Annotated in this window: 26 protein-coding genes and 1 tRNA gene; 14 read left to right on the top strand and 13 right to left on the bottom strand. The window is 62.7% G+C overall.

Features of this window, described 5'->3' with window-relative positions; all coding sequences use genetic code 11:
* Window positions 1–49 precede the first annotated feature (49 nt).
* The gene (locus AC2FNZ_RS14680) at window positions 50–1,021 is read left to right on the top strand and encodes a LysR family transcriptional regulator (protein WP_170339623.1); all 972 of its coding nucleotides are present in this window, start codon (window positions 50–52) and stop codon (window positions 1,019–1,021) included.
* 14 nt (window positions 1,022–1,035) lie between these two features.
* Here the strand turns inward: AC2FNZ_RS14680 and AC2FNZ_RS14675 are convergent, their stop codons facing one another.
* Window positions 1,036–2,061: a LacI family DNA-binding transcriptional regulator gene (locus AC2FNZ_RS14675; protein WP_496841079.1), complete on the bottom strand. Its 1,026-nt coding sequence runs from the start codon at window positions 2,059–2,061 to the stop codon at window positions 1,036–1,038.
* A gap of 135 nt (window positions 2,062–2,196) precedes the next feature.
* Between AC2FNZ_RS14675 and AC2FNZ_RS14670 the strand changes: the two genes are divergently transcribed.
* From AC2FNZ_RS14670 to AC2FNZ_RS14620, 11 genes are all read left to right on the top strand, one after another.
* A complete protein-coding gene (locus tag AC2FNZ_RS14670) occupies window positions 2,197–2,379 on the top strand; it encodes a hypothetical protein (protein WP_005981170.1) in 183 nt (60 codons plus the stop codon).
* 24 nt (window positions 2,380–2,403) lie between these two features.
* Complete coding sequence (locus tag AC2FNZ_RS14665) at window positions 2,404–3,549, top strand: TRAP transporter substrate-binding protein (RefSeq protein ID WP_496841078.1); 1,146 nt, start codon at window positions 2,404–2,406, stop codon at window positions 3,547–3,549.
* A gap of 96 nt (window positions 3,550–3,645) precedes the next feature.
* Window positions 3,646–4,158: a TRAP transporter small permease gene (locus AC2FNZ_RS14660; RefSeq protein WP_496841077.1), complete on the top strand. Its 513-nt coding sequence runs from the start codon at window positions 3,646–3,648 to the stop codon at window positions 4,156–4,158.
* Window positions 4,159–4,169: 11 nt separating this feature from the next.
* Window positions 4,170–5,498 carry a TRAP transporter large permease gene (locus tag AC2FNZ_RS14655; protein ID WP_496841076.1) on the top strand — a complete coding sequence of 443 codons (1,329 nt, stop codon included), beginning with the start codon at window positions 4,170–4,172 and terminating at the stop codon, window positions 5,496–5,498.
* A gap of 12 nt (window positions 5,499–5,510) precedes the next feature.
* A complete protein-coding gene (gene hisD, locus AC2FNZ_RS14650) occupies window positions 5,511–6,818 on the top strand; it encodes a histidinol dehydrogenase (RefSeq protein ID WP_496841075.1) in 1,308 nt (435 codons plus the stop codon).
* Window positions 6,811–7,572, top strand: coding sequence for an SDR family NAD(P)-dependent oxidoreductase (locus AC2FNZ_RS14645; RefSeq protein WP_496841074.1), 762 nt, complete (start codon window positions 6,811–6,813; stop codon window positions 7,570–7,572). The genes hisD and AC2FNZ_RS14645 overlap by 8 nt, the downstream gene beginning before the upstream one ends.
* On the top strand, window positions 7,569–8,549 hold the full coding sequence (locus tag AC2FNZ_RS14640; protein WP_496841073.1) for a zinc-dependent alcohol dehydrogenase: 981 nt from the start codon (window positions 7,569–7,571) through the stop codon (window positions 8,547–8,549). Before AC2FNZ_RS14645 ends, AC2FNZ_RS14640 begins: the two co-directional genes overlap by 4 nt.
* Window positions 8,550–8,571: 22 nt before the next feature.
* Window positions 8,572–8,982 (top strand): universal stress protein, encoded by a 411-nt coding sequence (locus AC2FNZ_RS14635; RefSeq protein ID WP_170340249.1) that lies wholly within the window; start codon window positions 8,572–8,574, stop codon window positions 8,980–8,982.
* Window positions 8,983–9,031: 49 nt separating this feature from the next.
* Entirely contained in the window at window positions 9,032–9,538 is a 507-nt protein-coding gene (comD, locus tag AC2FNZ_RS14630) for a sulfopyruvate decarboxylase subunit alpha (RefSeq protein WP_170339639.1), read from the top strand.
* Window positions 9,535–10,089, top strand: coding sequence for a sulfopyruvate decarboxylase subunit beta (gene comE, locus AC2FNZ_RS14625; protein ID WP_005981189.1), 555 nt, complete (start codon window positions 9,535–9,537; stop codon window positions 10,087–10,089). The genes comD and comE overlap by 4 nt, the downstream gene beginning before the upstream one ends.
* Complete coding sequence (locus tag AC2FNZ_RS14620; protein WP_496841072.1) at window positions 10,089–11,201, top strand: alpha-hydroxy acid oxidase; 1,113 nt, start codon at window positions 10,089–10,091, stop codon at window positions 11,199–11,201. The genes comE and AC2FNZ_RS14620 overlap by 1 nt, the downstream gene beginning before the upstream one ends.
* Here the strand turns inward: AC2FNZ_RS14620 and AC2FNZ_RS14615 are convergent.
* The 12 genes from AC2FNZ_RS14615 to AC2FNZ_RS14560 all read right to left on the bottom strand — a co-directional run bounded on the left by AC2FNZ_RS14615 (window position 11,198) and on the right by AC2FNZ_RS14560 (window position 24,623).
* Window positions 11,198–12,439, bottom strand: a complete 1,242-nt coding sequence (locus tag AC2FNZ_RS14615; RefSeq protein WP_496841071.1) for a dipeptidase — start codon at window positions 12,437–12,439, stop codon at window positions 11,198–11,200. The genes AC2FNZ_RS14620 and AC2FNZ_RS14615 overlap by 4 nt on opposite strands.
* A gap of 52 nt (window positions 12,440–12,491) precedes the next feature.
* Window positions 12,492–13,673 (bottom strand): carbohydrate porin, encoded by a 1,182-nt coding sequence (locus AC2FNZ_RS14610; RefSeq protein WP_496841070.1) that lies wholly within the window; start codon window positions 13,671–13,673, stop codon window positions 12,492–12,494.
* Window positions 13,670–14,473, bottom strand: a complete 804-nt coding sequence (locus AC2FNZ_RS14605) for a DUF3299 domain-containing protein (protein ID WP_496841069.1) — start codon at window positions 14,471–14,473, stop codon at window positions 13,670–13,672. Before AC2FNZ_RS14605 ends, AC2FNZ_RS14610 begins: the two co-directional genes overlap by 4 nt.
* Before the next feature lie 7 nt (window positions 14,474–14,480).
* Window positions 14,481–15,860, bottom strand: coding sequence for a metal-dependent hydrolase family protein (locus AC2FNZ_RS14600; protein ID WP_496841068.1), 1,380 nt, complete (start codon window positions 15,858–15,860; stop codon window positions 14,481–14,483).
* Between the two features lie 232 nt (window positions 15,861–16,092).
* Window positions 16,093–16,169 (bottom strand) — tRNA-Met (locus AC2FNZ_RS14595).
* A gap of 71 nt (window positions 16,170–16,240) precedes the next feature.
* On the bottom strand, window positions 16,241–17,215 hold the full coding sequence (locus AC2FNZ_RS14590) for an alpha/beta fold hydrolase (protein ID WP_170581924.1): 975 nt from the start codon (window positions 17,213–17,215) through the stop codon (window positions 16,241–16,243).
* Window positions 17,212–18,693, bottom strand: coding sequence for a flavin-containing monooxygenase (locus AC2FNZ_RS14585; RefSeq protein ID WP_496841067.1), 1,482 nt, complete (start codon window positions 18,691–18,693; stop codon window positions 17,212–17,214). The genes AC2FNZ_RS14590 and AC2FNZ_RS14585 overlap by 4 nt, the downstream gene beginning before the upstream one ends.
* A gap of 72 nt (window positions 18,694–18,765) precedes the next feature.
* Window positions 18,766–19,566, bottom strand: coding sequence for a PaaX family transcriptional regulator C-terminal domain-containing protein (locus tag AC2FNZ_RS14580; protein ID WP_496841066.1), 801 nt, complete (start codon window positions 19,564–19,566; stop codon window positions 18,766–18,768).
* Between the two features lie 51 nt (window positions 19,567–19,617).
* The gene (gene paaZ, locus AC2FNZ_RS14575; RefSeq protein ID WP_496841065.1) at window positions 19,618–21,648 is read right to left on the bottom strand and encodes a phenylacetic acid degradation bifunctional protein PaaZ; all 2,031 of its coding nucleotides are present in this window, start codon (window positions 21,646–21,648) and stop codon (window positions 19,618–19,620) included.
* A 43-nt stretch (window positions 21,649–21,691) separates the two neighbouring features.
* Window positions 21,692–23,044 carry a TRAP transporter large permease gene (locus AC2FNZ_RS14570; RefSeq protein WP_496841064.1) on the bottom strand — a complete coding sequence of 451 codons (1,353 nt, stop codon included), beginning with the start codon at window positions 23,042–23,044 and terminating at the stop codon, window positions 21,692–21,694.
* A complete protein-coding gene (locus AC2FNZ_RS14565) occupies window positions 23,041–23,547 on the bottom strand; it encodes a TRAP transporter small permease (RefSeq protein WP_093964506.1) in 507 nt (168 codons plus the stop codon). The genes AC2FNZ_RS14570 and AC2FNZ_RS14565 overlap by 4 nt, the downstream gene beginning before the upstream one ends.
* Before the next feature lie 56 nt (window positions 23,548–23,603).
* Window positions 23,604–24,623: a TRAP transporter substrate-binding protein gene (locus tag AC2FNZ_RS14560; protein ID WP_093964507.1), complete on the bottom strand. Its 1,020-nt coding sequence runs from the start codon at window positions 24,621–24,623 to the stop codon at window positions 23,604–23,606.
* Window positions 24,624–24,789: 166 nt separating this feature from the next.
* Between AC2FNZ_RS14560 and paaG the strand changes: the two genes are divergently transcribed.
* Both paaG and paaI read left to right on the top strand, forming a co-directional pair.
* Complete coding sequence (paaG, locus tag AC2FNZ_RS14555) at window positions 24,790–25,575, top strand: 2-(1,2-epoxy-1,2-dihydrophenyl)acetyl-CoA isomerase PaaG (protein WP_496841063.1); 786 nt, start codon at window positions 24,790–24,792, stop codon at window positions 25,573–25,575.
* Window positions 25,576–25,577: 2 nt separating this feature from the next.
* Complete coding sequence (gene paaI / locus AC2FNZ_RS14550) at window positions 25,578–26,006, top strand: hydroxyphenylacetyl-CoA thioesterase PaaI (protein WP_170599076.1); 429 nt, start codon at window positions 25,578–25,580, stop codon at window positions 26,004–26,006.
* Window positions 26,007–26,020 lie beyond the last annotated feature (14 nt).

Here is a 26,020-nt window from a genome sequence, read left to right as displayed (position 1 = left end):
CTGTTTCGCTAGTTTCGATGAAATCGAAATTGCGGGAGGGTTTTGCCCCGTGTCCAAAACACTGAGCCTGCGCTGGTTGGAAGTGTTTCGCCTGATCGCCAAGTCCGGTTCGATTCAGCAAGTGGCCTCGGAAACGGGTTTGTCGATCAGCACCGTTTCCAACCATCTTCGCAGTCTGGAAGACGCCCTTGGCATCGCATTGGTGGATCACGGCCGTCGTCCGATGAGCTTGACACCGGCTGGCGAAGTATTTTCGCGTTATGTACGGGATGGCCTGACCGTGTTGAAGCGGGGCGAGGCTGAGATCCGGTCTGGCAACTGGCGCCACGCCACCGATCTGCGGCTGGCTCTGGTGGACGATTTCGACAACCAGATCGCGCCCGAACTGATCCGGTTCCTGGCCCATGCGCTGCCGCGCTGCAATTTCCGGCATTTCACGCGGCCCAGCCACGAGATCATCGAGAAGTTGCAAGAGCACAAGCTGGACGCAGGTGTGGCGACCCGACCGCCCGGCGGCACACAGGGGCTGATCGAATATCCTTTGATGCGCGATCCGTTCATCGTGATCGTGCCCGAAAAGTTCAAGGGCGAGGTGCAGGACCTGTTCTCGCCCCATTCCGACCTGCCGCTGCTGCGGTATTCGCGAGACTACACGATCGGCAAGCAGATAGAGATCCAGCTGACGCGCAACAAGTACAACCTGCCGAACCGGTTCGAGCTGGAATGCAACCAGTCGATCATGGGGCTGGTCGCCGAAGGCAGCGGGTGGGCGATCACCACGGCGGGGTGTTTCCATCGGGCGCATCGCTATCATGACTCGGTGCGGGCAACGCCTTTTCCGGGGCGGAACTTTGTCAGGATCGTTTCTCTGTTCACGACCGAGGTCTATCCGGACACCACTTCTAAACTGATCCACAAGGCCCTCAGCAGCTTGATCCGGCAGTATTTCACCGAGCCGATGTGCAAACGGCATTTGTGGCTGAAGGGTGATTTCCGGACGATGGAAGATCAGGCCGCCTGACCCGGGCACGCGGATTACCGCGAGTTGGCAGGACCCAGGGACTGCCGTTCGACAATATGCGTGTACAGGTGTTCACCGGCCGCCGGGGTCCTTTTTTCAACCATTTCGATCAATGCCTTCGCGGCTTTTCCGCCCATTTCCCGATGCGGCACATGCACAGTTGTCAAAGCCGGGCGCAGGATCCGGGCCAGTTCGATGTCATCGAACCCTGTGATCGAGACATCCTCCGGGACTTTCAGCCCCATGTCCTGAGCCCTGAGCAAAGCGCCAGCGGCCAGGACATCGTTGCCGCACATGACAGCCGTCGGCGGCGTGTCCTGCGACATGAAACGCGCGAACGCTTCGGCGCCGTTTTCGATTTCATACGGGGTCTCGATGACCTGAAGCACCTGCGGGTCAAGCCCGTGCTGCCGAACAGCGTCGCGCACGCCGTCCAGTCGAAGGCGCGCGCGGTCGTTGCCGTGGGTAATGCCGGATATCACCGCAAGCCGTCTGTGTCCGAGGTCGAGGACCCTTTTCGCCAGCTCGTACATGGCCGCCCGGTTGTCGAATCCGATAGAGGGCAGACGCCCGTCCGGGGAAAACGACCACGCAACCAGCGCCGGAATTTCGCGGTGTTCAAGAAATTCGTAGATGCGCGGCGCCCGGTCGTGACCGATCAGCAGCAGGCCATCGGCGCCGCGGGCGACCAGAGTTCGGATCTGCTCTTCTTCAGTTGCCGGTTTGTAGGCCGAACTGGATACCAGTAGCGTATAGCCATGTTGGTGCAGCTCTTCCTGAAAGGCCTGCAAGCCGCGCGCAAAGATGGCGTTTTCCATCGTCGGGATGATCGCGCCTATGGTAAACGTGCGCTTGGCCGCCATGACCCGAGCCGCGAAATTCGGTGTATAGCCCAGGGCCTCGATCGCCGATTGCACGCGTTTTCGGGTCGCTTCGACCACCCTGTCCGGGGTGTTGATGCAACGCGAGACCGTAGCCGTGGAAACGCCTGCCCTTCTGGCAACGTCATCCAGTGTCGGGGCGGGCTTCAGCTTCGACATTTCCAAACCTAATCTTTGTTCTCTTCAATTCTAACCGGATCGGATTGGCAATGAAAGGCGAAATGTAAGCGCTTGCATTTTCTATGTAAGCGCTTACAAATGGCATCAGTGCCGATTCTACCCGGAGTCCCGAACATGTTCCTTGCCGCATCCGCCATCGTCTTCGTCGTCTATTTCGCGAACGTGGCGCTGGGTGCGTTTGCAGGCCGCGCGTTTCTTGGGGATGTGGGTGAGATGCTGGTTCTGTTCGCGGCGTCGATCCTGTTCGTTGTCGCAATTCTGAAAAAAGAGGCCGCGCGCGAGGAGAACGGCGGCTGAATTTTTCCAATGGGAGGGCAATCAATGAACAAAGATCAAATGGAACTGGCGTCAGCTGAACGCCGCAATTTCCTGAAGCTGAGCGCCGGCGGCGCGTTCACGGCGGCAATCGTGGCGGGCGCGGGAGGCGTGTTGTGGTCATCCGAGGCCGCGGCGCAGACCGCCAAGGAGGAAAAAGAGCGCGAACAAGCTGCCGAGCATGTGATGACGGTGGCCACGGCCTATGTGCTGGGCGCCTCGCGCAGCTATCCGATCATGCAGCTGGACCTGAAGGAGAACATCCAGAACGCAACCAACGGCAAGGTCTATGTCAAGCTGGCCCCGGGCGGGCAGCTGGGCGCGGGCGGCGCTTTGGTGCAGAAGGTGCAGGGTGGAACCATCCAGGCCGCGCAGCATTCGCTGTCGAACTTCGCACCCTTCGCTTCGACCGTGGACCTGATCAACATGCCGTATCTGTGCGGCTCGAACCAGCGGTTCACCAATCTCGTGCATTCCGACACCTGGAAGAACGAAGTGCATCCCAAGGTCGAGGCCGCAGGCTTCAAGGCGCTGTTTTATGTCGTGATCGACCCGCGCGTCGTGGCCGTGCGCCAGGGCGGAAATGCCATCATCACCCCCTCGGACATGAGCGGGATCAAATTCCGCGTGCCCGGGTCCAAGATGCTGCAGCAATACTACCGCATGGTCGGCGCCAACCCGACCCCGGTTGCTTGGGGTGAGACCCCCTCGGCCATCAAGCAGGGCGTGGCGGATGCGCTCGACCCGTCGGTCGGCGCGCTGTATGTGTTTGGCTTCAAGGACATTCTGTCTCACGTCACCTTCACTCAGGCGGTGCCGGACAGCCAAGTCTATTCCTGCAACCTGGAATGGTTCAACTCGATGCCGGCCGACGTGCAAGAGGCCATAATGTGGGGCGCGGAGATGACCGGACACCAGAACCTCGCCAAGGTTCCCTCGGCTCGCGCCTATGCAATGGCCGAACTGAACAAGGCCGGGGTTCAGTTCCACTCGCTGACCGACGACCAACTGGCCGAGTGGCAGGAGGCCGGCGGTTATCAGCGCTCGGAATGGGACCCATTCAAGACCGAGCTGGCCGGGTCGATGGACGCCTTCGAAAAGTTGGTCGAGGCGGCCGGCACCCAAGGCAAATACTACGTCCACGACGCCTGATACGGACCGGGCGGGCGCCGGACGCGTGCCCGCCTTTTCCAGACCTGCACGGCCTGATCCTTCAGGCCCATCCCCCCAGCCTTGCCGAGGGAAGCGATGTCCTTACTCAAAACCATAGACCGCAACGCCGAACGCTGGCTGCTGCTGGTATTCTACGTGATGCTGGTCATCACGATGGCCATCGAGGTACTGCGGCGCGAGATCTTCGCCTATTCCTCGATCTGGGGCGAGGAGATCGTCCGCTATTCCTTCATCTATCTGGCCTGGATCGGCGCGGCGGCGGCGGTCAAGGAGCGCGCCCATATCCGGATCGACGTGATCATGCATTACCTCGGGCCGCGGCCCAAGGCGGTGCTGTATATCTTCGGTGATCTGGTGATGTTCGCAGTGGCGGTCATCGCGCTCTATTGGTCCTACGAGGCGGTGCATGTCTCGGCCAAGTTCGGGTCGGTCACCGACGGGCTGCGGGTATCGAAGGTGTGGTTCCTGATGGCGGTGCCCACGGGATTTGCCCTGATGATCTGGCGCCTGATCCAATCGTTGATGAGCGATATCAAAAGTCTTCGCGACGGCACGCCCGTCTTTGAAGGCGACAAGCTGTTTGACTGAGGAGCAGGCGGATGCTGTGGAATACCCTCAATCAAACGGTCGAACTGGGCTGGGATTTCTACCTGCCCGTGATCCTGTTCGTCGGCGTGATCGCGCTGGCGGTTCCGGTCTGGGCTGCAATCGGCTCGGCCGCGATCGTGATGCTGATCATGTCGGGGGACCTGCCGCTAAGCCTTGTGGGCGAAAGCCTGTTCACCGGCATCGACGCCTTTGCCCTGACCGCCGTGCCGCTGTTCATCCTGACCGGTGACGTGCTGGTGCGCACCGGGCTGTCGCGCAAGTTTCTGGACGTGGCCGAGGCGCTGACCTGTTTTGCCAAGGGCGGGTTCGGTTCGGCCACGGTTCTGGTCTGCGGCATGTTCGCAGCCATTTCGGGGTCTGACGCGGCGGGGGCGGCGGCAGTGGGTCGGATGACGATCAACCGACTGGTCGAAAGCGGCTATCCGCGCCCATATGCCTGTGCGTTGGTGGCGGCGGGGGCCTGTACCGGTATCCTGATTCCGCCTTCGATCGCCTATATCATCATCGGGCTCGTGCTGGGCATCTCGGCCTCGACCCTGTTTCTGGCCGCTCTGATCCCGGGGCTGGCGATCCTGATCTCGATCCTCGTGACCAATATCATCATGAACCGCCTCTATGCCTATGAGGGCGGCGGGATGATGACCTTTGGCGAGTGGGCGGCCAACCTTGGGAAGGCGCTGAAATCAGGCTGGTATGCGTTCATCGTGCCCGGCATCATCTTCTATGGCATTTTCTCGGGTCGCCTGACCCCGACCGAGGCGGGCGCGACCGCCGTTGTCGTCACCATCATCATGGGGTTCATCCTGCGCACGCTGACGCTGGCAGACTTCCCGTCGATGCTGGTCAGCTCGGCCAAGGTGAACGGGGTGATCCTGCCGATCATCGCCTTCTCGGCCCCGCTGGCCGAGGCACTGGCGATCATGGGCGTGCCGCAGGGCTTCGTGGCCTCGGTGACCTCGCTGACCGAGGATCCGTTCCTGCTGATCCTGCTGATGATCGGCATTCTGATTGCGGCCGGTTGCGTCATGGAGACGACACCGAATATCGTCATTCTGGCCCCGATCCTGAAACCGTTGGCGGACAATATCGGCATGAACGAGATCCAGTTCTGCATCATGATGATCACTGCCTTGGGCGTTGGCTTCATCACGCCGCCACTGGGGCTGAACCTGTTCGTGGTATCGGGGATCACGGGTGAATCCATCCTCAAGATCGCAGCCCGCGCCGTGCCCTTCGTGCTGACCATGCTGATCGTCGTCATCCTGATCGCCTACGTTCCGGCACTGTCGACCACTTTGCTTCCTGAAATCTACCAATAGGATCTTCTGAACATGTCGCGTGAATACCTCAAGAAGGCTACCCTGACCGCACAATCCCACGCGTCCGAGGTGCATGACACGGTCAAGACCATACTGGCCGACATCGAGGCCGGCGGAGACGCCAAGGCGATGGAATACGCGGCCAAGTTCGACAAGTTCGAGGGCAATGTGCTGATGACGCCCGAGGAAATCGAAGCCGCCTGCGCCCGGGTGCCGGAAAAGCTCAAGGCCGATATCCGTTTTGCCCAGGACAACGTGCGCCGCTTTGCCGAGGCGCAGAAGGCCACCGTTTCGGATGTGCAGCTGGAAATCGTGCCGGGCTTCATCGCAGGTCAAAAGGCCATCCCGGTCGATGCGGCGGGCTGCTATGTGCCCGGCGGGCGGTATAGCCACATCGCCAGCGCCATCATGACCGTGACCACCGCCAAAGTGGCGGGGTGCCGTCACATCACCGCCTGTTCACCGCCCCGCCCGGGCGAGGGCGTGGCTCCGGCGATCGTCTACGCCGCCAATATCAGCGGCGCTGACAGCATTCTGGCCATGGGGGGCGTGCAAGGTGTGGCCGCCATGACCTATGGCCTGTTCGGGCTGCCGCGCGCCAACATCCTTGTGGGGCCGGGCAACCAGTTCGTGGCAGAGGCCAAGCGCATTCTGTACGGCAAGGTCGGCATCGACATGATCGCCGGCCCGACCGACAGCCTGATCCTGGCGGATGCCACGGCCGACCCCTTCGTCGTGGCCACCGACCTGGTCAGTCAGGCCGAGCATGGCTACAACTCGCCCGTCTGGCTGGTGACCGATGACCGTGATCTGGCGATCCGGGTGATGGAGATGGTCCCGACCCTGATCGCCGATCTGCCCGAACTGAACCGCGACAACGCCGCCGCCGCCTGGCGCGACTATGCCGAGGTGATCCTGTGCGCGGACCGCGAAGAGATGGCCGCGTGTTCCGACGACTACGCCCCCGAGCACCTGACCGTGCAGGCCGCGGATCTGGATTGGTGGCTGGATCGGCTGACCTGCTATGGTTCGTTGTTCCTGGGCGAAGAAACGACCGTGTCCTATGGCGACAAGGCCACCGGTACGAACCACGTCCTGCCCACGTCAGGCGCGGCCAGCTATACCGGCGGGTTGAGCGTGCACAAATACATGAAAATCGTCACCTGGCAGCGGGCCACGCGCGTGGGTTCGAAACCCATCGCCGAGGCGACCGCGCGGATTTCGCGTCTGGAGGGGATGGAGGGCCACGCCCGCGCCGCAGATGTGCGTCTGGCCAAGTATTTCCCGGACGAAAATTTCGACCTGACCGCAGATGAATGACCCCCGCGACCTGTTCGATCTGACCGGCCGGGTGGCCTGCGTCACGGGCGCCAGTTCGGGGCTTGGCCGGCGCGTTGCGCAGGTGCTGGCGGCTGCGGGCGCGCGGGTGGTGGGCGTTGCCCGCCGGGCCGATGCATTGGCCGAGTTGCAGGCCGAGATCGGTTCAAGCGCTGCGGTTGTCGCAGGTGACGTGGCCGACCGGGGCGGCCTGCCAAGGCAGGTCGAACAAATCGCGGCCCCGTTCGGCGCGCCGGATATCGTGGTTCATGCCGCCGGGGTGAACACGCGACAGGTCGCCGATGACGTCACGCCCGAAGGCTGGGACGCGACGCTGGGCCTGAACCTCGGTGCGCCGTTCTTCCTCAGTCAGGCCATGGTGCCTGCGATGAAGGCGCGTGGTTGGGGCCGGATCGTAAATTTTGCTTCGCTGCAGACGACGCGGGCCTTTCCCGGCGGGATCGCCTATGGGGCCAGCAAGGGCGGGATCGCACAGCTGACCCGCGCCATGGCCGAGGCCTGGTCGTCCCACGGGATCACCGCCAACGCCATCGGCCCGGGCTTCTTTCCGACCGAGCTGACGCAGGCGGTGTTCGATGACCCCGCCCGCGCGGCCCGCAACGCGGCTCAGACATGCATCGGTCGCAATGGCCGCATGGACGACATTGACGGGCCGATCCTTTTCCTGTGCTCGCAGGCATCCGACTATGTAACCGGGCAGATCCTGATGGTTGACGGGGGGTTCACGGCGAAATGAAAGCTCTGGTTTATGAAGGCGTCGAACAGCTGGTCTATCGCGACGTACCGGACGCCGCGCCGCAACCCGGTGAGCACCTGATCCGGGTCGAGGCCGCTGGGATCTGCGGGTCCGACATGCATGCCTACTTGGGTCATGATGCGCGCCGCCCGGCGCCCTTGATCCTGGGTCATGAGGCAGCGGGCACAGTGATCGGCGGCCCCAAAGACGGAACGCGGGTCACGATCAATCCGCTTGTAAATTGCGGGCAGTGCCCGGCCTGCCAAGCGGGACGGGAAAACCTGTGCCCCGACCGCCAGATCATCTCGATGCCCCCGCGCGAAGGCGCTTTTGCTCAATATGTTTCGATGCCTTGGGACAATCTGGTCGAGGTGCCGGATCACGTGCCCTTCGCCAAAGCCGCCTTGGCCGAACCGCTGGCCGTCAGCTGGCATGCCGCGCGCCTCGCGCTCGAGGCGCTGCACCCGGCGATGGAGCGTCGTGCGCTGGTGATCGGTGGTGGGGCGATCGGCCTTGCGGCGGCGCTGGCGCTGCGGGCGATGGATGTCGTGGATGTGACCATCGTCGAACCCAACGACCTGCGGCGTAAGTTCCTGCAAAGGCTGGATTGCGCCAAGGTCGTACCCGAAGCGCAAGGCGAATTCCCGATCGTGGTCGACACCGTGGGATTTGCCGCCACCCGTGCGGTTGCCTCGGAGCGGGCCCAACCCGGCGGGGTGATCGCGCATGTGGGCCTGGGCGAGGACGCCGGCGGGCTGGACGTGCGACGCATGACCCTGCAAGAGATCACCTTCATCGGAACCTACACCTATACCGCGCAGGATTTCCGTCAGACCGCCCAAGCCATCTTTGACGGCGCGCTGGGGCCTCTGGACTGGATCGAAGAACGCGATCTGGCCGATGGCGCCCGGGCCTTTGCCCAGCTACGCTCGGGCGAGGTCGCGGTTCCGAAAATCGTGCTGTCCCCGTGGGCCTGACCGCCCGGAACTGGAGGTAACCATGTATAAGAAAATTCTTGTCCCCATGGCGCTTGACCACGGCATTTCGCCCCAAACGCTCGAGATCGCCCGTGCTCTGGGCGGCGGATCCGCCGAGATCGTCGCGCTGCATGTCTATGAGATGCCGCAGGGCTCGGTCAGCGTCTATCTGGATAAGGATGCCGTGGCCGATGGCTTTGCCCGCGCCCGCGAAGTCCTGATGAACAAGCTGGAAGGCCTTACGGACGTAAAGCCCGAACTGGTCAAAGGCCACACCGCGCGCACGATCATCGACTATGCCAACGACCACGGGTTCGATTGCGTCGTCATTGGCTCGCACCGGCCCGGACTGACTGATTATTTCCTCGGCTCCACCGCGTCGCGCGTGGTGCGGCATGCAAAATGTGCCGTCCACGTTCACCGCAGGGCCTGACCCGTCCATCGCGCCCTCGGCGCCCCAACCCAGGAACAGAAGCTTCGACATGAACATAGACAAGAAGATCACCGAAGATCTGGTGGCCAACGACATCTCGTTCGTCACCACGGTGCCGTGCAAGCAACTGGCCGGCGTCATCGCCGAGATCGACGCCCACGACTCCATCTACCACATCCCCTCGAACAAAGAGGACGAAGGCATGGGCCTGTGCGCCGGGGCCTGGATGGGCGGCAAGCGACCCGCGATCATCATGCAGAACACCGCGATCGGGGTCACGATCAACACGCTGGCGACGCTGATCCAGTATTACCGGATGCCGCTGCCGATGCTGATCTCGTATCGGGGCGAACTGCGCGAGCCCATCGCCTGCCAGGTCGAGATGGCCGTTCATACCAAGGCCCTGCTGGCGCAGATGCATATCCCGACCTACCATTTCCACCATCAGGAAGACGTTGCCGAACTGGACGCGATCCTGAAATACACCTTCATGTGCAACAAGCCCGTCGCGATCCTGACCGACGCCAATTTCTGGGGAGGCTATGGCGACCAATGATCCGTTCTGAAATCCTGAAGGAAATCGCCCCGATCCTGCGTGACCAACTGGTCGTGTGCAATATCGGCATCCCCAGCCAGGAACTGCATGCCATCGACGATCAGCCCACCAATTTCTACATGCTGGGCACGATGGGGCTGGCCTCGAGCATCGGTCTGGGTCTGGCGCTGGCCCAGCCAAAACCGGTGATCGTCATCGACGGCGACGGCTCGATCCTGACCAATCTGGGGACGCTGCCGACCATTGCCAACAACGTGGCCGACAACTACATCCTGCTGATCATCGACAACGGCTCGTATGGCTCGACCGGCGATCAGCCGACCTATGCGGGGCAGAAGACCTCGCTGGCCAAGATGGCCGAGGCGGCGGGCTGCGAGCGCGTGATCGAATGCCAGGCCGAAGAGACCGGCCGCGTGCTGCAAGAGGCGCTGGACGCTCGCCAGATGACCATCATCGTCAGCAAATGTGAAAGCGGAAACGCCAAGATGCCGCCGATCACGATGGACCCGGTCGTCATCCGCGATCGCTTCATGAAGGCCGTTCAGGCCTGATGGGCGCAAGCGCCATCCACAGCGCCGAAGATGCCCGCCGGTTGGCTCGGCGGCGTCTGCCGTGGATGGTGTTCGACTATATCGACGGGGCCGCCGGGTCCGAGGCCGGGGCCCGGCGCACCCGCACGGCACTGGACGCGATGCCCCTGCGGCCCCGGATCCTGCGCGATGTCAGTACCCGGTCACTGGCGACCCGCGTGTTCGGGCAACCAGCCGACAGGCCCTTCGGCATCGCGCCCATGGGCATGTGCAACCTGTCCGCGCCGGGCGCCGACCTGATGCTGGCGCGGCTGGCGGCGCAATACGGGGTGCCGCTGGGCGTTTCCACGGTGGCTTCGACACCGATGGAGGCGCTGATCGAAGAGGCCCGGGGCCATGCCTGGTTCCAGCTGTATTTCAGCGGCGATGGCAGCGGCACGTTCAAGCTGGTCGATCGGGCAAGGGCCGCGGGCTACAAGACCCTGATCCTGACGGTTGACGTGCCCGAAGTCGGCCGCCGCCCGCGCGAACTGCGCCACGGCTTCCGCATGCCGTTCCGGATCGGGCCGCGGCAGTTCCTGGATTTCGCGCTGCATCCGCGCTGGTCGATCTCGACCCTGCTGCAGGGCAAACCGCAGATGGCGAATTTCCTGATGGAGGGGTTCGAGTTCGACCGCACCGAAAGCCGTGCAAAGGCCGATTGGGACACGCTGGCGCGGCTGCGCGACCGGTGGCCGGGCAAGCTGGTGGTCAAGGGCGTGCTGGATGTCGAAGACGCGGTTGCGCTGAAGGCGGCCGGTGTCGATGCCATCCAAGTCTCGAGCCACGGCGCCCGCCAGTTGGAGAGCGCACCCGCACCGATCTCGGTCCTGCCGCAGATCCGGGCGGCGGTCGGCGACGACTATCCGCTGTTCTACGACAGCGGCCTTCGGTCCGGAGAAGATGCGCTCAAGGCGCTGATGGCAGGAGCCGATTTCCTGTTCTTCGGGCGGATCCTGCAGTTCGCCATCGCGGCGGGCGGCGAGGCCGGTTTGCACAGGTTGTGGGCGGTGCTGTCCGAGGAGATGGACATCGCCATGGCCCAGATCGGTGTCAGCACCTTGTCGGATATCCAACGACCGGACGGGGACTAACGCGCGTGGAACAGGTTCTGGAACTCCTGCCGCATCCGCAGGCGTTCTGGGTATTCCTGCAAAAACCGTTCGAGCGGCTTGCCCTCCCAGACCTGGGCATAGACGCGCATTTTGTTGCCACCGTAGATTTTGGCGAGGTCCTCGTTTGAATAGCCCCGCGCCCATAGATCGTCGGTTATCGCGGCAAGGATCTTGGCCAATTCACCATTCCCGGTTGCGCCTTTGTTGAACGCATCAATCATGTAGCCGCCGTCGTCATACATGCTGGCATTCGCGGTCGCGAACTGAACGACAAGTTCGGTTGAAAACATGTCGTCCGTCGCGATCCCGACATGGTCGACGCCGACAAGTTGGACATAATAGTCGATCATATCGGCGGCTTGTTTGGGTGAGATATCTTCGGGCCATACCCCGTCCATCATCCATTCTGTGAATGTGGGCGAAATGTAACCTCCGGACTTGGCTGCCCGCAGTGCCTCGTCGTCCGGGATGGCTCGGTAACAGCCCTTGGTCGTGGCGTTGGGCTCATTCGCGTAGAGCCCCGCCGGAACCGAGTGGGTGTAGACATAGGGCACGCCGGGATAGTTCTCATCCATGTAGTCCATCGCGTCGTTGGCCGTTTTCGACCCGGTGTGGCTAAGGTCCAGCAGGATGCCAAAGCGCACCATCTCATCGATCACGGATTTGCCCCATGGGGTCAGACCGATGTCCCGACCGTTGTAAGCTGCCAACTGCCCTGATCCGGTTCGGAAAATGTCGTTGTACGCCAGGATCATGCTTTTGATGCCCATGTCCTTGAGCATGGCCATCTTCTTGAGGTCTCCATCCAGAACCGTTGCCGTTTGGCTGTTCCAGATCACAGCCGTCTTGCCCTGAGCATGCGCGGCCTCGATATCGCGTGTTTCATTCACGATCAGATAATTCTCGGGCTGCTGCGCCATGGCTGCGCGGAAATGATAGTGCTGTTCAAGCAACACATCGAACGACATGTCAGCGGCGGCCAATGTCATTTCATGGCCGGTGATGCCGTTGTCCCGGGCGCGTTGGAAGTAGGTGTGCAGTTGCTCGTCTTCGGTCCAGCCGGTTCCGTAGGGGCTGGCCAGCATGCCCAGTACGATCGTGTCCTGCACGAACTGCCTGGCTTGGTCCGATGCGTCCCAGGTCTTGCTTTCTTCGCTGGCGTGAAGAGGGGCGGCGATTGTCAGGACAGTTGCGGCTGCAGTCATCAGTGGCTTCATCGAGTGTCCTTCCATGGGTTGCATTGCCTCAAGCGAGCAGACCCGGCCAGCGTCAGAACACGAGCCTTGTCCGAAGGCCGAACAGGGCCACGTTGTCCTGGCCGGGGTTCAGCAGTGGGTTCGAGATGAACTGCACAGACGGCGTGATCTCCAGGCCGGGCGAAATCGAAAAACGGTAGAAAGCCTCGAGGGTGAACTGATCGCCATCGATGCCACGGGCTTCGGCCCAGTTCAGCCCCAGCCCAGCCAGATCGGTGTTCCGGCCGTAGTACCCGATGCCGGCTGACAGGGACCGATCATACAGCGCCGCCGTTCCCTTTGCCGCGCCGGCGCGCAGGAACGGCATCCATTGGTTGCCCACGAACCACGCGGCGGAGAAGGTCGCGCCATAGTCTTCGGCCCGGCTGCCGTCATCGGCTGCGTCCGCGTGCCAAAGGGTCAGGTGGATGTTGTCGAAGTAGATCCGATCAAATCCCGACGTGTAGCCCAGCTCGAGCGATTTGAAGAGGTTGCCGTCGCTGAAAACGTCGAAGTTCGGATCGGACGGATCGGCATTTGCGTCAGCGACGCTCGCCACAGCATAGAAATTGCTGCCCAGCCGCACGCCCCCGGCAAGACCCAGCCCGGGGTTCGGGGCGTTTATCGTCGGGTTGGTGTTGAACGACAGATTCTGGAAACCGCTATAGGGACTGACAAGGCCATAAATGTCGACGAAGTCGGTCACGTCGATCTGACCGAATTGCAGCGTCCATGACCCGTCCGCGGCCCGCTGTGACCAGAACAGGTTCGTCAGCAGCAAACCCGTGTCGTTGAAGGCGGTTCCTGTGATCGAAAGCGCGCCTCCGTCCAGGCCCAGAAACTGCGGCGCGACATCGGTATAGCTGTGCCGGTGTTCCACCTTGAACGTCAACGAACCCTGTTCGGTCGCCTGCCAGCTGCCATAGAAACGGGCAATTCCGCTGGCGGCTTCTCCGGCGCCCAGGTCGGCATCCGTCGTTTGCCCAAGGGCCAGATAGTCAATGTTGAAACGGAACCCGTCTTCGGCCAGACGATCCTTCCAGGCAAACCATCCAGGCGCGATATTGCGTGGAAAATCCGACCGGAATTGCGGATCGGTCAAGCCGTCTCCGGGTTCAAGCTCGGCATTCACCGACGAGGGACCTGACAATCCCTGAGCGACCGCACCCGAGGCCCAGACAAAGGCCGCCAGCACCAGCGCAATCCGTCGGATCATTCCGAGGCCGCCTGACCACCGGTTTTGCGCCGCCCCGCGGCCCCAAGAAGATCTGTCGCATCCTCGCTCCACTCCAGCCCGTCGGTGCGGTTCTGGAGCGTCTCGACCTTGTCTGCCTCCAATTGGAATGTGGCGCGCATCGGCATCAGCCCGTCCACCACCACCATCTGGTGATCGGTCGGCGAAATCGTCAGACGCCCCGTCAGGCGGACGGGTTCGTGGACATAGCTGGGAACCCAGTCGGCATCCAGCATCACACGGATCATCTGGTTCGGCGGCGGCGGCGGCATATGACTGCACATGCCCCGTTCGGGCACCAGATAGACAACAGATCGCCCGTCCGCGTCCGCCGGGGCCGGAATGGCGAAACCGGACAGCGTGACCTCTTGCCCGTCATACAAGGGGTTGCCAAGAGTGGCTGCTTTTTCCCTACGTTCGGTCACGACCTGGCGTTGACCCAACAGCCAGTCCACGTCGACACCGCCCGCGGCCAGCGCGTCCTCGGTCTCGTGCAGAAGCTCCTGCCACTTCTGGCGGTCCTCGTCCGTTCCGACATCCTGCTGCAGCCGGCCACGCAGTCGCACGACGAACAGGACGTCGTCGAATTGCTCGGGGCTGAGATCGCGATAGGGGTCTTCGAAGGTCTGGACGGTCGGGTCGGGCAGATCGTCCCAACCAATCGAGAGGCCAGCCCAGGACGGCGCGCCCGCACCCAAGCTAAGCGTCGCCGCAATCAGCAGAGTTCGGACGGAGTTCAAAAAGGCGGGCTTGTCATGGCGGTCCCGACCGCGAATCCTCATCATGGCCTTAGTTGAGCGTATTTTTGTAGATCACGCCATCCTTCATGATCAGGCGGATGGTCTCGGGGCTGTCAGGCCGCAGATCCGCGCCGAACCACTGATCGCCTGTGCCCACGACCGAGAAATCTTCGAGCGGGTTGCCGTCGATCAGCAGAATGTCTGCATAAGCGCCTTCCTCGATCACTCCGAGCTTACCGGCGGTGTAGGGATTGGTAAAATCGCCGGACAACTGGGCGATCTCGCCTCCGATCGAGGTCAGTGTGACCATTGACTGATAGGGGCCGAAGAATTCGTTGTTCAGGTGTTTTTCATACGCGATCTGGATGTTGCAGGCTTCGACTGTGCCTACGCAATCTGTCTGGAACCCGCGCTTGACCGGGCATTCCTTCATGTTCGGGATGTAGTTCTCGAAGGTCGCCGAAGCCGAGATTGCCTTGGCAAGGCTCGATGGTTGGTTCTTGACCGCCGGAATATCCAAAAGGCCGGGATCGAACGCTGTGAGATTGGTCGTGATATACGCGCCCATTTCGTTCATCTTTTCAGCAATTTCGCAGTCGAACGAAAATCCGTGTTCGATGGACATCACCCCCGCGTCGAGCGCACCCAGAATTGCTTCCTTCCGATAGGAATGCGCCATGACATAGCTGCCATATTCATTCGCGACCTGCACGGCGGCTTTGATCTCTTCTGGCGATCCGGCCAGCAACTGCCAAGGGTCGAAGGCCGAAACGACACCGCCCGATTGCATGAATTTGAGCTGGGTCGCGCCCATCCGGAAGTTGTTGCGTCCGAATTTGTAAACGTCGTCAACGCCGCTGATTTCCTGTGCCATGTTCAGGCGGCTGAAATTGGTGTCCCTCCCCGGAGGTGCGGTGAAGTTGCCAAAGTCGGCGTGGCCTCCACGCGTGCTTAGAAAGGCGCCCGACGGATAATAGCGTGGCCCTGGAATCTGACCCGAGTCGATAGCCCGTCGAAGTCCACCATTAGCCCCGCCGGCATCCCTGACCGTCGTGAACCCCTGCATCAGATACATTTCGGCCATCCGCGTCGCATGGATTCCGAAATCCTCCCATGTCGAATTGGCTTCCATGGCGCTGAGACTGGGCCCCATCAACATGAGATGCGCGTGGTTCTCGATGAACCCGGGTGTCAGTGTGCGCCCCTCGCCTTCAATCACCGTGGCGTCTGGGGCGTTGATCGCTTCGGTCGAAACCGTTTTGATCAGGTTCCCTTCGACCAGCACACTGGCGTTTTCGATGCGTTGTTCGCTTGTGCCGTCGAAGACATGCACGTTGGTGAACAGTGTTTGAGCTGGTTTTTCATCCTGGGCCGCCGCCGGCCAAGCGAAACTGAGGGCACAGACCACTCCAAGGTATAGACGTTTCATCACTGTTCCTCCCGCTTGTGCCTGTTTGGCTATCATTATCCTATATTTGAATATGATAGGGCCGGCGATCCAAAGTCAAACCTGCGGGGTCGACAATTGGAGAGGGGAACAGGCCGTTTGGCCAAACCGCTTGATGCAGACGGGTGGCATGAGGGCATAAGCGGCAGTCGATGATAACCGCGACTGGCCAAGCGGACGCGGCCAAAGGCCAAACTCGAGGATTTCAAGGAAGTGGTAGCGGAGGAGGGACTTGAACCCCCGACACGCGGATTATGATTCCGCTGCTCTAACCAACTGAGCTACTCCGCCACGGTGAGAGGCGATTTAAGGGAGGGGCCGAAGAGGGTCAAGAGGGAAATGCCACGAAATTGCGGGATTCTTCATCCGGCCGTGTTGGCGGGTTTCGACGGCGATTGCGAAGCGTTGGCCACGCGGCGGACGAACTCTGCGCAGGCCTCGGGCGCGGTCAGAGGGATCATGTGGCCGCGGTTCTCGAGCTGTTCAAAGCTCAGCCCGTATTCCACCATCGGTGCGCCTTGCTGGCTGGGTGACAGGATCGGATCTTCGGCCCCGTACAGGATGCCGCCCCCTACCTTCAGTTCGTGGTAGCGTTGGGATTGGGCATCGATGCTGGCGTCCACGCCCGCCAGATCCTGCGATCCGGTGATATAGGCTGACGGGCGCAGCCCCAAGGCGCCACCGGCGCGGTTCAGGAAATCACTCGGGGCCGGTTCAGGGGCGAACGCCTCGCCGATCACATGCGGCGCCGTGGTTTTCGCCAGGGGAACAGCGATCGTGTTGGCGATCAGGCTGCGCAGCCATTCGGTCCGGATCTCCAACGCCTTGAAGATGGCGGGTGTGCTGGGTACCCGATGCGTCAGCGGAGCCAGCAAGGCCAGTGCCCGAACCCGTTCAGGATTGTCCAGCGCCATGGCGAGCGACACCGCGCCCCCAAGCGAGTGTCCGACCAGAATGGCCTGCGATACGCCCTTGGCTTCGAGGAATTCGCGGATCATCCGTGCCTGTTCCGGCAAGGTGGCCAGCCGCGCGAGGTCGCGGGTTGAATACCCGCACCCAGGCCGGTCAACCGCGATGACGTGAAAGTCGTCGGCCAGAAGGTCGGTCATGGCATAGGTGAAGTGCTGCAACTGGCCGGTCAGCCCGTGGATCATCACCACCGTCGGCTTCTCTGGATCGCCCTGTTCGACATAATGGATCGTACCGCCGTTCACCGGCAGGATCTGCCCGGGCTGAGGCACGGATTGGACTCCCATCCGCGTCAGGCGCCGGGTCCACAGATGCATCAGGATCAACGCGACGCCGATGATCAGCGCAATGGTCAGCAGGGTGGTCATGTCGGCGGTCCTTTGGTCTGGGCGGGATCAACGGGATGGTAATGCTCGAGCCCGGCCTTCGCCAGACGTTTGCGGAATTCCGAAACGGTGCCGGGCCACAGCGTCGTATTGCGCCCCTGTGCGTCTTGATACCACGAAGTGCATCCGCCAGCCTGCCACACACTGTCGGTATGACGCTCCTGCATTTCGCGGGTGAAGTCGGCCTGCCGGTCAGCGTTTGGAACAATCGCGGGCAGACCCGCGCGCCGCATCGCCTCCAGCACCCTTCCGATATGGGCAACTTGCGCTTCGATCATCAGAACGACCGAATTGTGACCCAGCCCGGTATGCGGACCCAGCAGGATGAAAAAGTTGGGAAACCCGGCAATGGCGGTGCCCAGATTGGCCTGCATGCCGTCGGCCCAGGCGTCTTGCAGGCTCAGTCCGTTCGCGCCGCGGATATCCAGCCTTTGGACCGCGTCCGTCACATGAAATCCTGTGCCCCAGATCAGAATGTCGGCCGCCGTCCGACTGCCATCGGTCGCGATGATCTCGGATCCTTCGATCCGCTCGACCCCATGCGGGATCACGCTGACATTGTCGCGGGCCAGTGCCGGGTACCAGTCGTTCGAGCTGAGGACGCGCTTGCAGCCGATCCGGTAGTCCGGTGTCAGAATGCGGCGCATCCCGGGGTCGGATATGGCCTCCTCCAGCCCTTTGCGCCACATCTTCATGGCAAAGTCGACCGCGCGTTTTTCGCCGCGAAATACGCGGTGGCGGAATTCGAACAGCCAGTAGATGAACTGCCTGCGGATGCGCGGCAGCAGCGGAATGCGGCGATAGAGGTGCCGGACCCAGGGCGCAATCGGCCCGTCGGGACGCGGCAGAACGTAAGGCGCGCTGCGTTGGAAGATGGTGACATGGGCGGCGGATTTGACGATTTCCGGCACGAACTGAACGGCGGACGCGCCGGTGCCGACAACTGCTATGCGTTTGCCCTGCAGCGGCACCGTATGGTCCCATTGGGCCGAGTGGAATGCCGGACCCGGAAAGCCCGCCGCTCCCGGGATCTCGGGAACGCTGGGGATGTGCAGGGCGCCGATGGCCGACACCAGGAACCGTGCCGTCCATCGCGCGCCGTCGGTCGTCTCGACCTGCCAATGGGTGCCGTCCCAGCGGGCCGACTTCAGTTCGGTGTGGAAATGGCACAGATCGTACAGCCTTTCGTCACTTGCAACGCGGCGCATGTAGTCCCAGATTTCGGCCCCGCCTGCATAGGCTCGGGTCCAGTCCGGGTTCGGATGGGTGGCCATCGAATACAGGTGCGAGGGCACATCGCAGGCCACGCCGGGATAGGTGTTCTCTCGCCATGTGCCGCCGATGTCGTCGGCTTTTTCAAGGATCGCGATGTTGTGGATGCCGCGTTTGCGGGCTTCGATCGCCATGATCAGCCCCGAGAACCCGGCTCCTACGATCAGCATGTCAGTGTCGTGGGTCATGCCTGCACCTCCTCCCAAAGGTACAAGGTCAGGATAGGGTCAAACTGCGTTTCAGGAAAACCTGCCGTGGGGTCAGTCTTGGTTCAGATCCTCGGGCAGGGGGCGCGGCAGTTGGTCCAGCAGGCGGAACACCTGCGCGCGACAGGCCGGGCCGGTCCAGTCCGGCGGGCAGAAACTGTCGGGCAGGTCGGGCAGACGCAGAACGACGCGCCGCCACCGATGCACGATCAACGTGCGCAGTGTCGCGATCTGACAGGGCGTGGGCTCCCAACTGCCCGGGCGACTCTGGGTCACGTGGCGCACGGCCTCGTGCAGGGACCGGCAAGCCGCGCGCAATTCGGGCGGAAACAGCTTTTCATGCACCCATCGCGGAACCGAGCGGGCGGTGACCTCAAGGACCAGCAGTTCGTCCTGGTCCACGGGTGGTGCCCCCGGTCCCAACGCAGCGTTGCGGCCGATCGGCGTGTAATCGTGGCTGAGCAGGATGTCTTCCAGCAGCCGGGTGCCGGTGCCATCCTCGGCGATCAGCAGGTGCAGCGGCGTATCCGGCGCAGGGTCACGCGCATAAATGCGCGGGGTGACACGGGCCGATTGCGTGCGGCCATATTCGGTCAGGAAATGCATCGATACGCGCCCGACCCGGTCGCTTTCGATCCAGCCATCCTTGCGCAGACGGTGCAGGGCAACGCGGATCGCCTCGGGCTTGATGCCCATCGGTTCGATGATGCGCCCCAGCGCCCCGCCCGATATCTTGGCGCCGCGCTCCTGCGCCATGTCGCCGAACAGCGACACGATGATCGACCAGACCCGCTGATTCTGCGGGTCGGCCAGTTCGGCCACGGCCTGGGTGAACCACGGATGCGCGTTGCTCATGCGCCCAGTCTATCCGGCCCGGCGGTGCAAGAAAAACACTTTGCCGTGCGCTCAGTAGGCGTTCATGGTCAGCAGTTCGTATTCGGCGACCTTCTCGTCATCCTGATTGGTCAGGGTCACATGCCAGCGCACCTCGCCGTAGTCGTCGGTGCGGCGGGTCTTTTGCTTGACCGTCAGGCGGACCTTGATGCTGTCGCCGGCCACCACCGGCTTCATGAAGCGCAGACCGTCCAGCCCGGTATTGGCCAGCACCGGCCCTTCGTTCGGCTCGACGAACAGACCGGCGGCAAAACTCAGCAGAAGATAGCCATGCGCCACCCGGCCCGGAAAGAACGGGTTTCTGGCCGCCGCGTCCTCGTCCATGTGGGCATAGAATGTGTCGCCGGTGAAATGGGCGAAATGTTCGATGTCGTCCAGCGTGATGGTCCGGGTCGCCGTGTATAGCGTCTCGCCGATCTGCAGTTCCGTGAATTTGCGGGTGAAGGGGTGCGCGGGGCCTTGGATCTCGGGCGCGCCGGGGATCCATTTCCGGCCGATCGTCGCCAGCATCCGGGGCGAGCCCTGCAGGGCCGTGCGCTGCATGTAGTGCTTCACGCCGCGCACGCCGCCCATCTCTTCACCGCCGCCGGCGCGGCCGGGGCCGCCATGAACCATGTGCGGCAGGGGCGAGCCATGGCCGGTGGATTCCTGCATCGAGTCGCGGTCGTTGATATAGATCCGCCCGTTGAAAGCGGCAGCGCCCATCACCACCTGGCGCGCGACCTCGGGGTCATGGGTGATCAGCGAGGTGACCAGAGACCCCTGGCCGCGATTGGCCAGCGCGATGGCGTGGTCCAGATCGCGGTAGCCCATGATGGTCGAGACCGGGCCGAACGCCTCGGTGTCATGCACGTGCCGGGCGGCGTCGGGATCGGCGCAGTGGAACAGCATCGGCGGCACGAAGGCGCCCTTATCGGCATCGGCGCCGATCACCTCGAAGGCATCCGGGTCGCCGAACACGCGTTCGGCCTCCTGCCCGATGAGGCTGGCCTTAGCCAGAACGTCGGCCTTCTGCCCGTTTGAGACCAGCGCGCCCATGCGCGTGGATTCCAGCCGCGGATCGCCGATCGTGGTCTGCGCCAGCTTGGCCGAGATCGCGGCGATCAGCGGCTCGACCTGCGCCTCGGGGGCGATGATGCGGCGGATGGCGGTGCATTTCTGCCCGGCCTTCGTCGTCATCTCGCGCACGACTTCCTTGACGAACAGGTCGAATTCGGGCGTGCCGGGTGCCGCGTCGGGGCCAAGGATCGAGGCGTTCAGGCTGTCTTGCTCGGCCACGAACCGCACCGAGTTGGTCACGATCACCGGGTTCTGCCGCAGCTTCATTGCGGTGTCGGCCGATCCGGTAAAGCTGACCACGTCCTGACAGGTCAAGTGATCCAGCATGTCGCCCAGCCCGCCCGAGACCAGCTGCAGTGCACCGTCGGGCAGGATGCCGCTGTCCAGAATGATCCGCACGGCCAGCTCGGTGACATAGCAGCTGTTGGTGGCCGGCTTGACGATCGCCGGAACCCCGGCCAGCAGGGTGGGGGCCAGTTTCTCCAGCATGCCCCAGACCGGGAAGTTGAAGGCGTTGATATGCACGGCCACGCCCTGCAGCGGGGTGCAGACATGCTGGCCCAGGAAGGTGCCATTCCGCGACAGCTGCTCGACATCGCCATCCAGAAAGACATGGCCGTCGGGCATCTCGCGCCGCCCTTTCGAGGCAAAGACGAACATGGTGCCGATGCCGCCGTCGATGTCGATCAGGTGATCCTTCTGCGTGGCGCCGGTTTCAAAGCTGAGGTCATAGAGCGCCTGTTTGCGTTCCGACAGCGCCTGCGCCAGCGCCTTGAGCATCTTGGCGCGTTCATGAAAGGTCAGCCGACGCAGGGCCGGCCCGCCCATGTCGCGGGCATGGGCCAGCATCGCCTGCACGTCCAGCGCGTCGTTGCCGGCGGTGGCAAAGGGCTCTCCGGTGATGGCCGAGGCGATGGTGCGGGCCCCGGCTCCGGGCGCAACCCACTGGCCCGCGGCGAAACTGGAAATCTGTTTCAGAGACATGAGATGCTCCTGTATTGGGGCCGCCTTGCGCGGCGAAACGAGCTCAGTGACCCAGCGCGCCCATCTGTTGCGGCAGGTACAGAACGATGACGGGAACTAGGACGATCAGCGCCAGGCGGAAGATGTCGGCCACCCAGAACGGGGTCACGCCGCGAAAGATCGTGCCAGTCGAGACGTCGCCCACCACGCCCTTCAGGATGAACACGTTCAGGCCCACCGGCGGGGTGATCAGCGAAATCTCGGTCACCACCACCACGACGATGCCGAACCAGATCGGGTCATAGCCCAGCGAGGTCACCAACGGGAAGAAGATCGGAACCGTCAGCAGCAGCATCGACAGGGATTCGAACACGCAGCCCAGGATGATGTAGATGCCCAGAATCATCAGGATCACCACGAAGGGTGCCACGTCATAGGCGGTGACCATTGCGATCAGCGCCTCGGGCAGGCCGGCCAGGTTGATGAAATTCGAAAAGATCTGCGCGCCGATCAACACCGCAAACAGCGCGGCGGCGGTAAAGCAGGTTTCCTTCAGCACCTCAAAGGTCGATCCCACGGTCAGCCCGCCGCGGAACAGCGCGATCAGAAAGGCGCCGGCGGCGCCCATGCCTGCGGCCTCGGTCGGCGAAAAGGTCAGGTTCAGTGGTTCGAAATCGAACACGCCATACAGCCCGCCGATCACCAGGAAGAACAGCAGCAGCACCGCCCAAACGGACCCCAGCGCGCTGATGCGCTCGCCCCAGCTGGCGCGTTCACCGGTCGGGCCGGCCTCCGGGTTGCGCCACACGGTCCAGCGCACCGCAAAAAGGTAGAACAGGATGCCCAGAATGCCGGGGATGATGCCGGCCATGAATAGCTTGCCGATCGAGGTTTCGGTCAGCAGCCCGTAGATGACCAGGATGACAGAGGGCGGGATCAGGATGCCCAGCGTGCCGCCGGCCGCGATCGAGGCGGTCGACAGTTCGTCGGAATACCCATAACGGCGCATCTGCGGCATCGCGACTTTGGACATTGTCGCGGCGGTGGCCAGCGACGATCCGCAGATTGCCGAGAACCCGCCGCAGGCTGCGACGGTGGCCATGGCGATGCCGCCGCGCATATGGCCCAGAAAGGCGTTGGAAACGGCATAAAGCTCGCGCGCCATGCCGCCCTTGTTGACGAACAAGCCCATCAGGATGAACAGCGGCACGACCGACAGGCCGTAATCCTGCGCGGTATCGGTGATCTGGCGGCCGACCATCGACATAGCGGCCTTCAACCCGCGCTCGTCAAAGATCGAGCCGCCGCGTTCATAGGCGAAGCCCAGCGTACCGACCAGCCCCATGGCAAAGACGATGGGCAGGCGCATCAACACCAGGATCAGGACAAGGGCAAATCCAATCAGTGCAGCGGTCATTGGGAGGTTTCCGTCAGGGTTTTGGGGGCAAACAGGTGTAGCAGTCCGGTAGCGATCATCACCAAGGCGGTGATCGCCACTGACGCAGTGATGAACCAGCCGACCAGATAGGTGGGAATGCTCAGATATTCAGTGACATCGCCATAGTCGCGGGCGCGTTCGGCCAGGATCCAGACGCGCTGGATCGGCCAGTACAGCATGGCGCCGCTTAGCAGGTAGACCAGTGCATCGCGCACATGGCTCAACCGCAAACGGTTGAAGATACCGTCGGTCAGGTCCACGGCGATATGCCCGTTGGTGACCGAGATGATGGGCAGCACCGAGAACACCAGAATGGCCATCAGGATGCGCGTCAGTTCGGTGGCGGCCTCGATCGGCGCGTTGAAGACCGATCGCAGGATCACGTCGCAGAAGGTCATCACCATCAGGATGAACAGGGCCGTGCAGGCGACGATCACCGGCAGGACGCTGGCGCGCCGTACAAGCTGGATGAGAGGGGTCATCGGGTGGCTCCGAATGGGGCTGGGTGGGGGCGGCCTGCGCCGCCCCGCAGCAGGGATCAGTTCGAGGACATTTCCGACTTGATCATGTCGTAAGCGGCTTGCGCATCGACGCCGGCTTCGTTGACTTCGGCAATCACCTTGGCGCGAACGTCCTCGGCGATCTTCGAGAATTTCTCCATGTCCTCTGCACTGGCCTCTTGGATGGCGTTGCCTTCGGTGGCTTGGGTCTCATCCCGGCCGATGGCGTCGATCTCGTCCCAGATCTTGCCGATTTCGCGGCTCAGCGGCTCGCCGAACACGTTTTCCTCCAGCGCTTGCTGGATGTCTTCCGGCAGGTCGGCAAACGTGTCTTCGTTCATGATGAAGGCAAACGACCCGCGATACAGGCCGCCCGGCATCTCATAGACGTTCGGGGCAACCTCGGTCAGCTTGAAGCCCTTGCGCGATTCGAGGGGCATGACCACGCCGTCGGCGGCCTTCGAGGCCAGCGTCTCATAGACCTTCGGCGCCGGAACCTGGATGCCGGTCGCACCCAGCGCGGTGCCCACGTCGCCACCGACGCCACCGGGGATCCGCACCTTGAGGCCCGAGATTTGGTCCATCGAGGTCACCGGGCTGCTAGTGTGCAGCTGGGCCGGGCCGTGGGTGTGCAGGGCGATGACCTTGACGCCGCGATGTTCGTCGGCGGCCTTCAGATACTTGTCATAGGCGCGCCAATAGGCAACCGAGGCGGCCTCGGCCGAGCCTTCATAGCCCGGCAGCTCGATCAGCTTGGTCGTCACGAAGCGGCCCGGCTGATAGCCGTGGAAGATGATCGACGCATCCGCCGCACCATCCATGATCAGGTCCATCTGGGCCGGGGGCGGGGCGATGCCCAGCTTCAGCTCGGCGGTCACCTTGCCGTCGGTGGCCTCTTCGACCATCTCGACGAATTTGGGCCACATCTTGGCGTTGATCCCGTGGGTGGGCGGCGCCCAGCTGGAAATCGTCAGGGTGTAATCCGCCGCAAATGCCACGCTGCCCGACACTGCCAAGGCAGCCGTCGCCAACAGCGTTTTGATCCCGTTGAGTTTCATGACTGGTTTCCTCCTCCAAAACATGAGTCATAAATGCGTTAATGGTCCTTTTTGTAACCATCAACCGGCCGAAAGCCCGGATTCGGCGCTTCGTCGGAGAAATTTATTGACCAACCGTTCGGTTAATGCAAGAAGAATATCGAAACGAATGCAAAGCGAGCGGCCCATGAGCGATACGATTCTTGCGCAGCGGCGTGGAAATTATGTGGAAATCACTCTCAACCGCCCTGATCGCCTGAACAGTTTCACCGAGGAAATGCACCACGCCCTGCGCCGCGCCATCGAAAGCGCGCGCGATGAGGGCGCGCGGGCGATCCTGCTGACCGGGGCCGGGCGCGGGTTCTGCGCGGGACAGGACCTGGCCGATCGCGACCCGTCGAAAATGGACGGCCCGCCGGATCTGGGCCACACGGTGCGCACCTTCTATGCGCCGCTGGTGCGGTTGATCCGGTCGCTGAACTTTCCGGTGATCTGTGCGGTGAACGGGGTTGCCGCAGGCGCGGGCGCCAATCTGGCGCTGGCCTGCGATATCGTGCTGGCCGCCGAGTCCGCGAAATTCATCCAGTCCTTCGCCAAGGTCGGGCTGATCCCCGATACCGGAGGCAGCTGGCACCTGCCGCATCTTCTGGGCGAGGCGCGTGCCAAGGGGCTGGCGCTGACCGGCGAGCCCTTGGCGGCGAAAACGGCTGAAGACTGGGGCCTGATCTGGAAAGCCCTGCCCGATGCCGAGTTGATGACCGAGGCGCGCGCGCTGGCCGAACGCCTGTCGAACGGCCCCACGCTGGGCCTGGGACTGACCAAGCAGACCATTCAGGCCGCCGCGACCAACAGCCTGACCGATCATCTGGAGATCGAGGCCGACGCCATGAAGACCTGCGGTGAATCCGCTGACTATGCCGAAGGTGTCGCAGCCTTTCTGGAAAAGCGCAGCCCGGAGTTTCGGGGCAAATGAGCATGACACCGAAAGAACGTGCCGAAAAAGCCGCCGCCGCGATGTGGGCGCAGGACCATGCGTCGAAATGGGCGGGGATGGAACTGGTCGAGGTCGATGAGGGCACCGCGACACTGGCGCTGACCGTGCAGCAGCACCATTGCAACGGGCACGGAATCTGCCATGGCGGCGTGACCTTCATGCTGGCCGACAGCGCCTTTGCCTTTGCCTGCAACAGCCGCAACCAGTCGACAGTGGCCCAGCACAACGTGATCAGCTATGTCGCGCCGGGCCGGCTGGGCGACCGGCTGACCGCCCGCGCGACCGAGCAGAGCCTGACCGGCCGCAGCGGCATCTATGACGTTACAGTGACCAACCAGGACGGCCGCAAGATCGCCGAGTTCCGGGGCTTTTCCCGCGCGATCAACGGCACCCTGTTTCCCGAGACCTGAGGTGAGGAGGACAT

Source organism: Ruegeria sp. SAZA006 (assembly GCF_059613465.1).
The sequence above is the reverse complement of the archived record's forward strand: the minus strand, read 5'-3'. Positions and strand labels throughout refer to the sequence as shown.

Coding starts and splice junctions, on each gene's coding strand:
- hisD (WP_496841075.1), top strand. CDS start 5,511: ATGTCGCGTGAATACCTCAAGAAGGCTACCCTGACCGCACAATCCCAC.
- AC2FNZ_RS14565 (WP_093964506.1), bottom strand. CDS start 23,547: ATGACCCCTCTCATCCAGCTTGTACGGCGCGCCAGCGTCCTGCCGGTG.
- AC2FNZ_RS14560 (WP_093964507.1), bottom strand. CDS start 24,623: ATGAAACTCAACGGGATCAAAACGCTGTTGGCGACGGCTGCCTTGGCA.
- paaG (WP_496841063.1), top strand. CDS start 24,790: ATGAGCGATACGATTCTTGCGCAGCGGCGTGGAAATTATGTGGAAATC.
- AC2FNZ_RS14660 (WP_496841077.1), top strand. CDS start 3,646: ATGTCCTTACTCAAAACCATAGACCGCAACGCCGAACGCTGGCTGCTG.
- AC2FNZ_RS14585 (WP_496841067.1), bottom strand. CDS start 18,693: ATGACCCACGACACTGACATGCTGATCGTAGGAGCCGGGTTCTCGGGG.
- AC2FNZ_RS14610 (WP_496841070.1), bottom strand. CDS start 13,673: ATGATCCGACGGATTGCGCTGGTGCTGGCGGCCTTTGTCTGGGCCTCG.
- AC2FNZ_RS14635 (WP_170340249.1), top strand. CDS start 8,572: ATGTATAAGAAAATTCTTGTCCCCATGGCGCTTGACCACGGCATTTCG.
- AC2FNZ_RS14670 (WP_005981170.1), top strand. CDS start 2,197: ATGTTCCTTGCCGCATCCGCCATCGTCTTCGTCGTCTATTTCGCGAAC.
- AC2FNZ_RS14580 (WP_496841066.1), bottom strand. CDS start 19,566: ATGAGCAACGCGCATCCGTGGTTCACCCAGGCCGTGGCCGAACTGGCC.
- AC2FNZ_RS14600 (WP_496841068.1), bottom strand. CDS start 15,860: ATGAAACGTCTATACCTTGGAGTGGTCTGTGCCCTCAGTTTCGCTTGG.
- paaZ (WP_496841065.1), bottom strand. CDS start 21,648: ATGTCTCTGAAACAGATTTCCAGTTTCGCCGCGGGCCAGTGGGTTGCG.
- comE (WP_005981189.1), top strand. CDS start 9,535: ATGATCCGTTCTGAAATCCTGAAGGAAATCGCCCCGATCCTGCGTGAC.
- AC2FNZ_RS14640 (WP_496841073.1), top strand. CDS start 7,569: ATGAAAGCTCTGGTTTATGAAGGCGTCGAACAGCTGGTCTATCGCGAC.
- AC2FNZ_RS14675 (WP_496841079.1), bottom strand. CDS start 2,061: ATGTCGAAGCTGAAGCCCGCCCCGACACTGGATGACGTTGCCAGAAGG.
- AC2FNZ_RS14620 (WP_496841072.1), top strand. CDS start 10,089: ATGGGCGCAAGCGCCATCCACAGCGCCGAAGATGCCCGCCGGTTGGCT.
- AC2FNZ_RS14590 (WP_170581924.1), bottom strand. CDS start 17,215: ATGACCACCCTGCTGACCATTGCGCTGATCATCGGCGTCGCGTTGATC.
- AC2FNZ_RS14645 (WP_496841074.1), top strand. CDS start 6,811: ATGAATGACCCCCGCGACCTGTTCGATCTGACCGGCCGGGTGGCCTGC.
- AC2FNZ_RS14665 (WP_496841078.1), top strand. CDS start 2,404: ATGAACAAAGATCAAATGGAACTGGCGTCAGCTGAACGCCGCAATTTC.
- AC2FNZ_RS14570 (WP_496841064.1), bottom strand. CDS start 23,044: ATGACCGCTGCACTGATTGGATTTGCCCTTGTCCTGATCCTGGTGTTG.
- AC2FNZ_RS14615 (WP_496841071.1), bottom strand. CDS start 12,439: ATGAAGCCACTGATGACTGCAGCCGCAACTGTCCTGACAATCGCCGCC.
- AC2FNZ_RS14605 (WP_496841069.1), bottom strand. CDS start 14,473: ATGAGGATTCGCGGTCGGGACCGCCATGACAAGCCCGCCTTTTTGAAC.
- AC2FNZ_RS14655 (WP_496841076.1), top strand. CDS start 4,170: ATGCTGTGGAATACCCTCAATCAAACGGTCGAACTGGGCTGGGATTTC.
- comD (WP_170339639.1), top strand. CDS start 9,032: ATGAACATAGACAAGAAGATCACCGAAGATCTGGTGGCCAACGACATC.
- paaI (WP_170599076.1), top strand. CDS start 25,578: ATGACACCGAAAGAACGTGCCGAAAAAGCCGCCGCCGCGATGTGGGCG.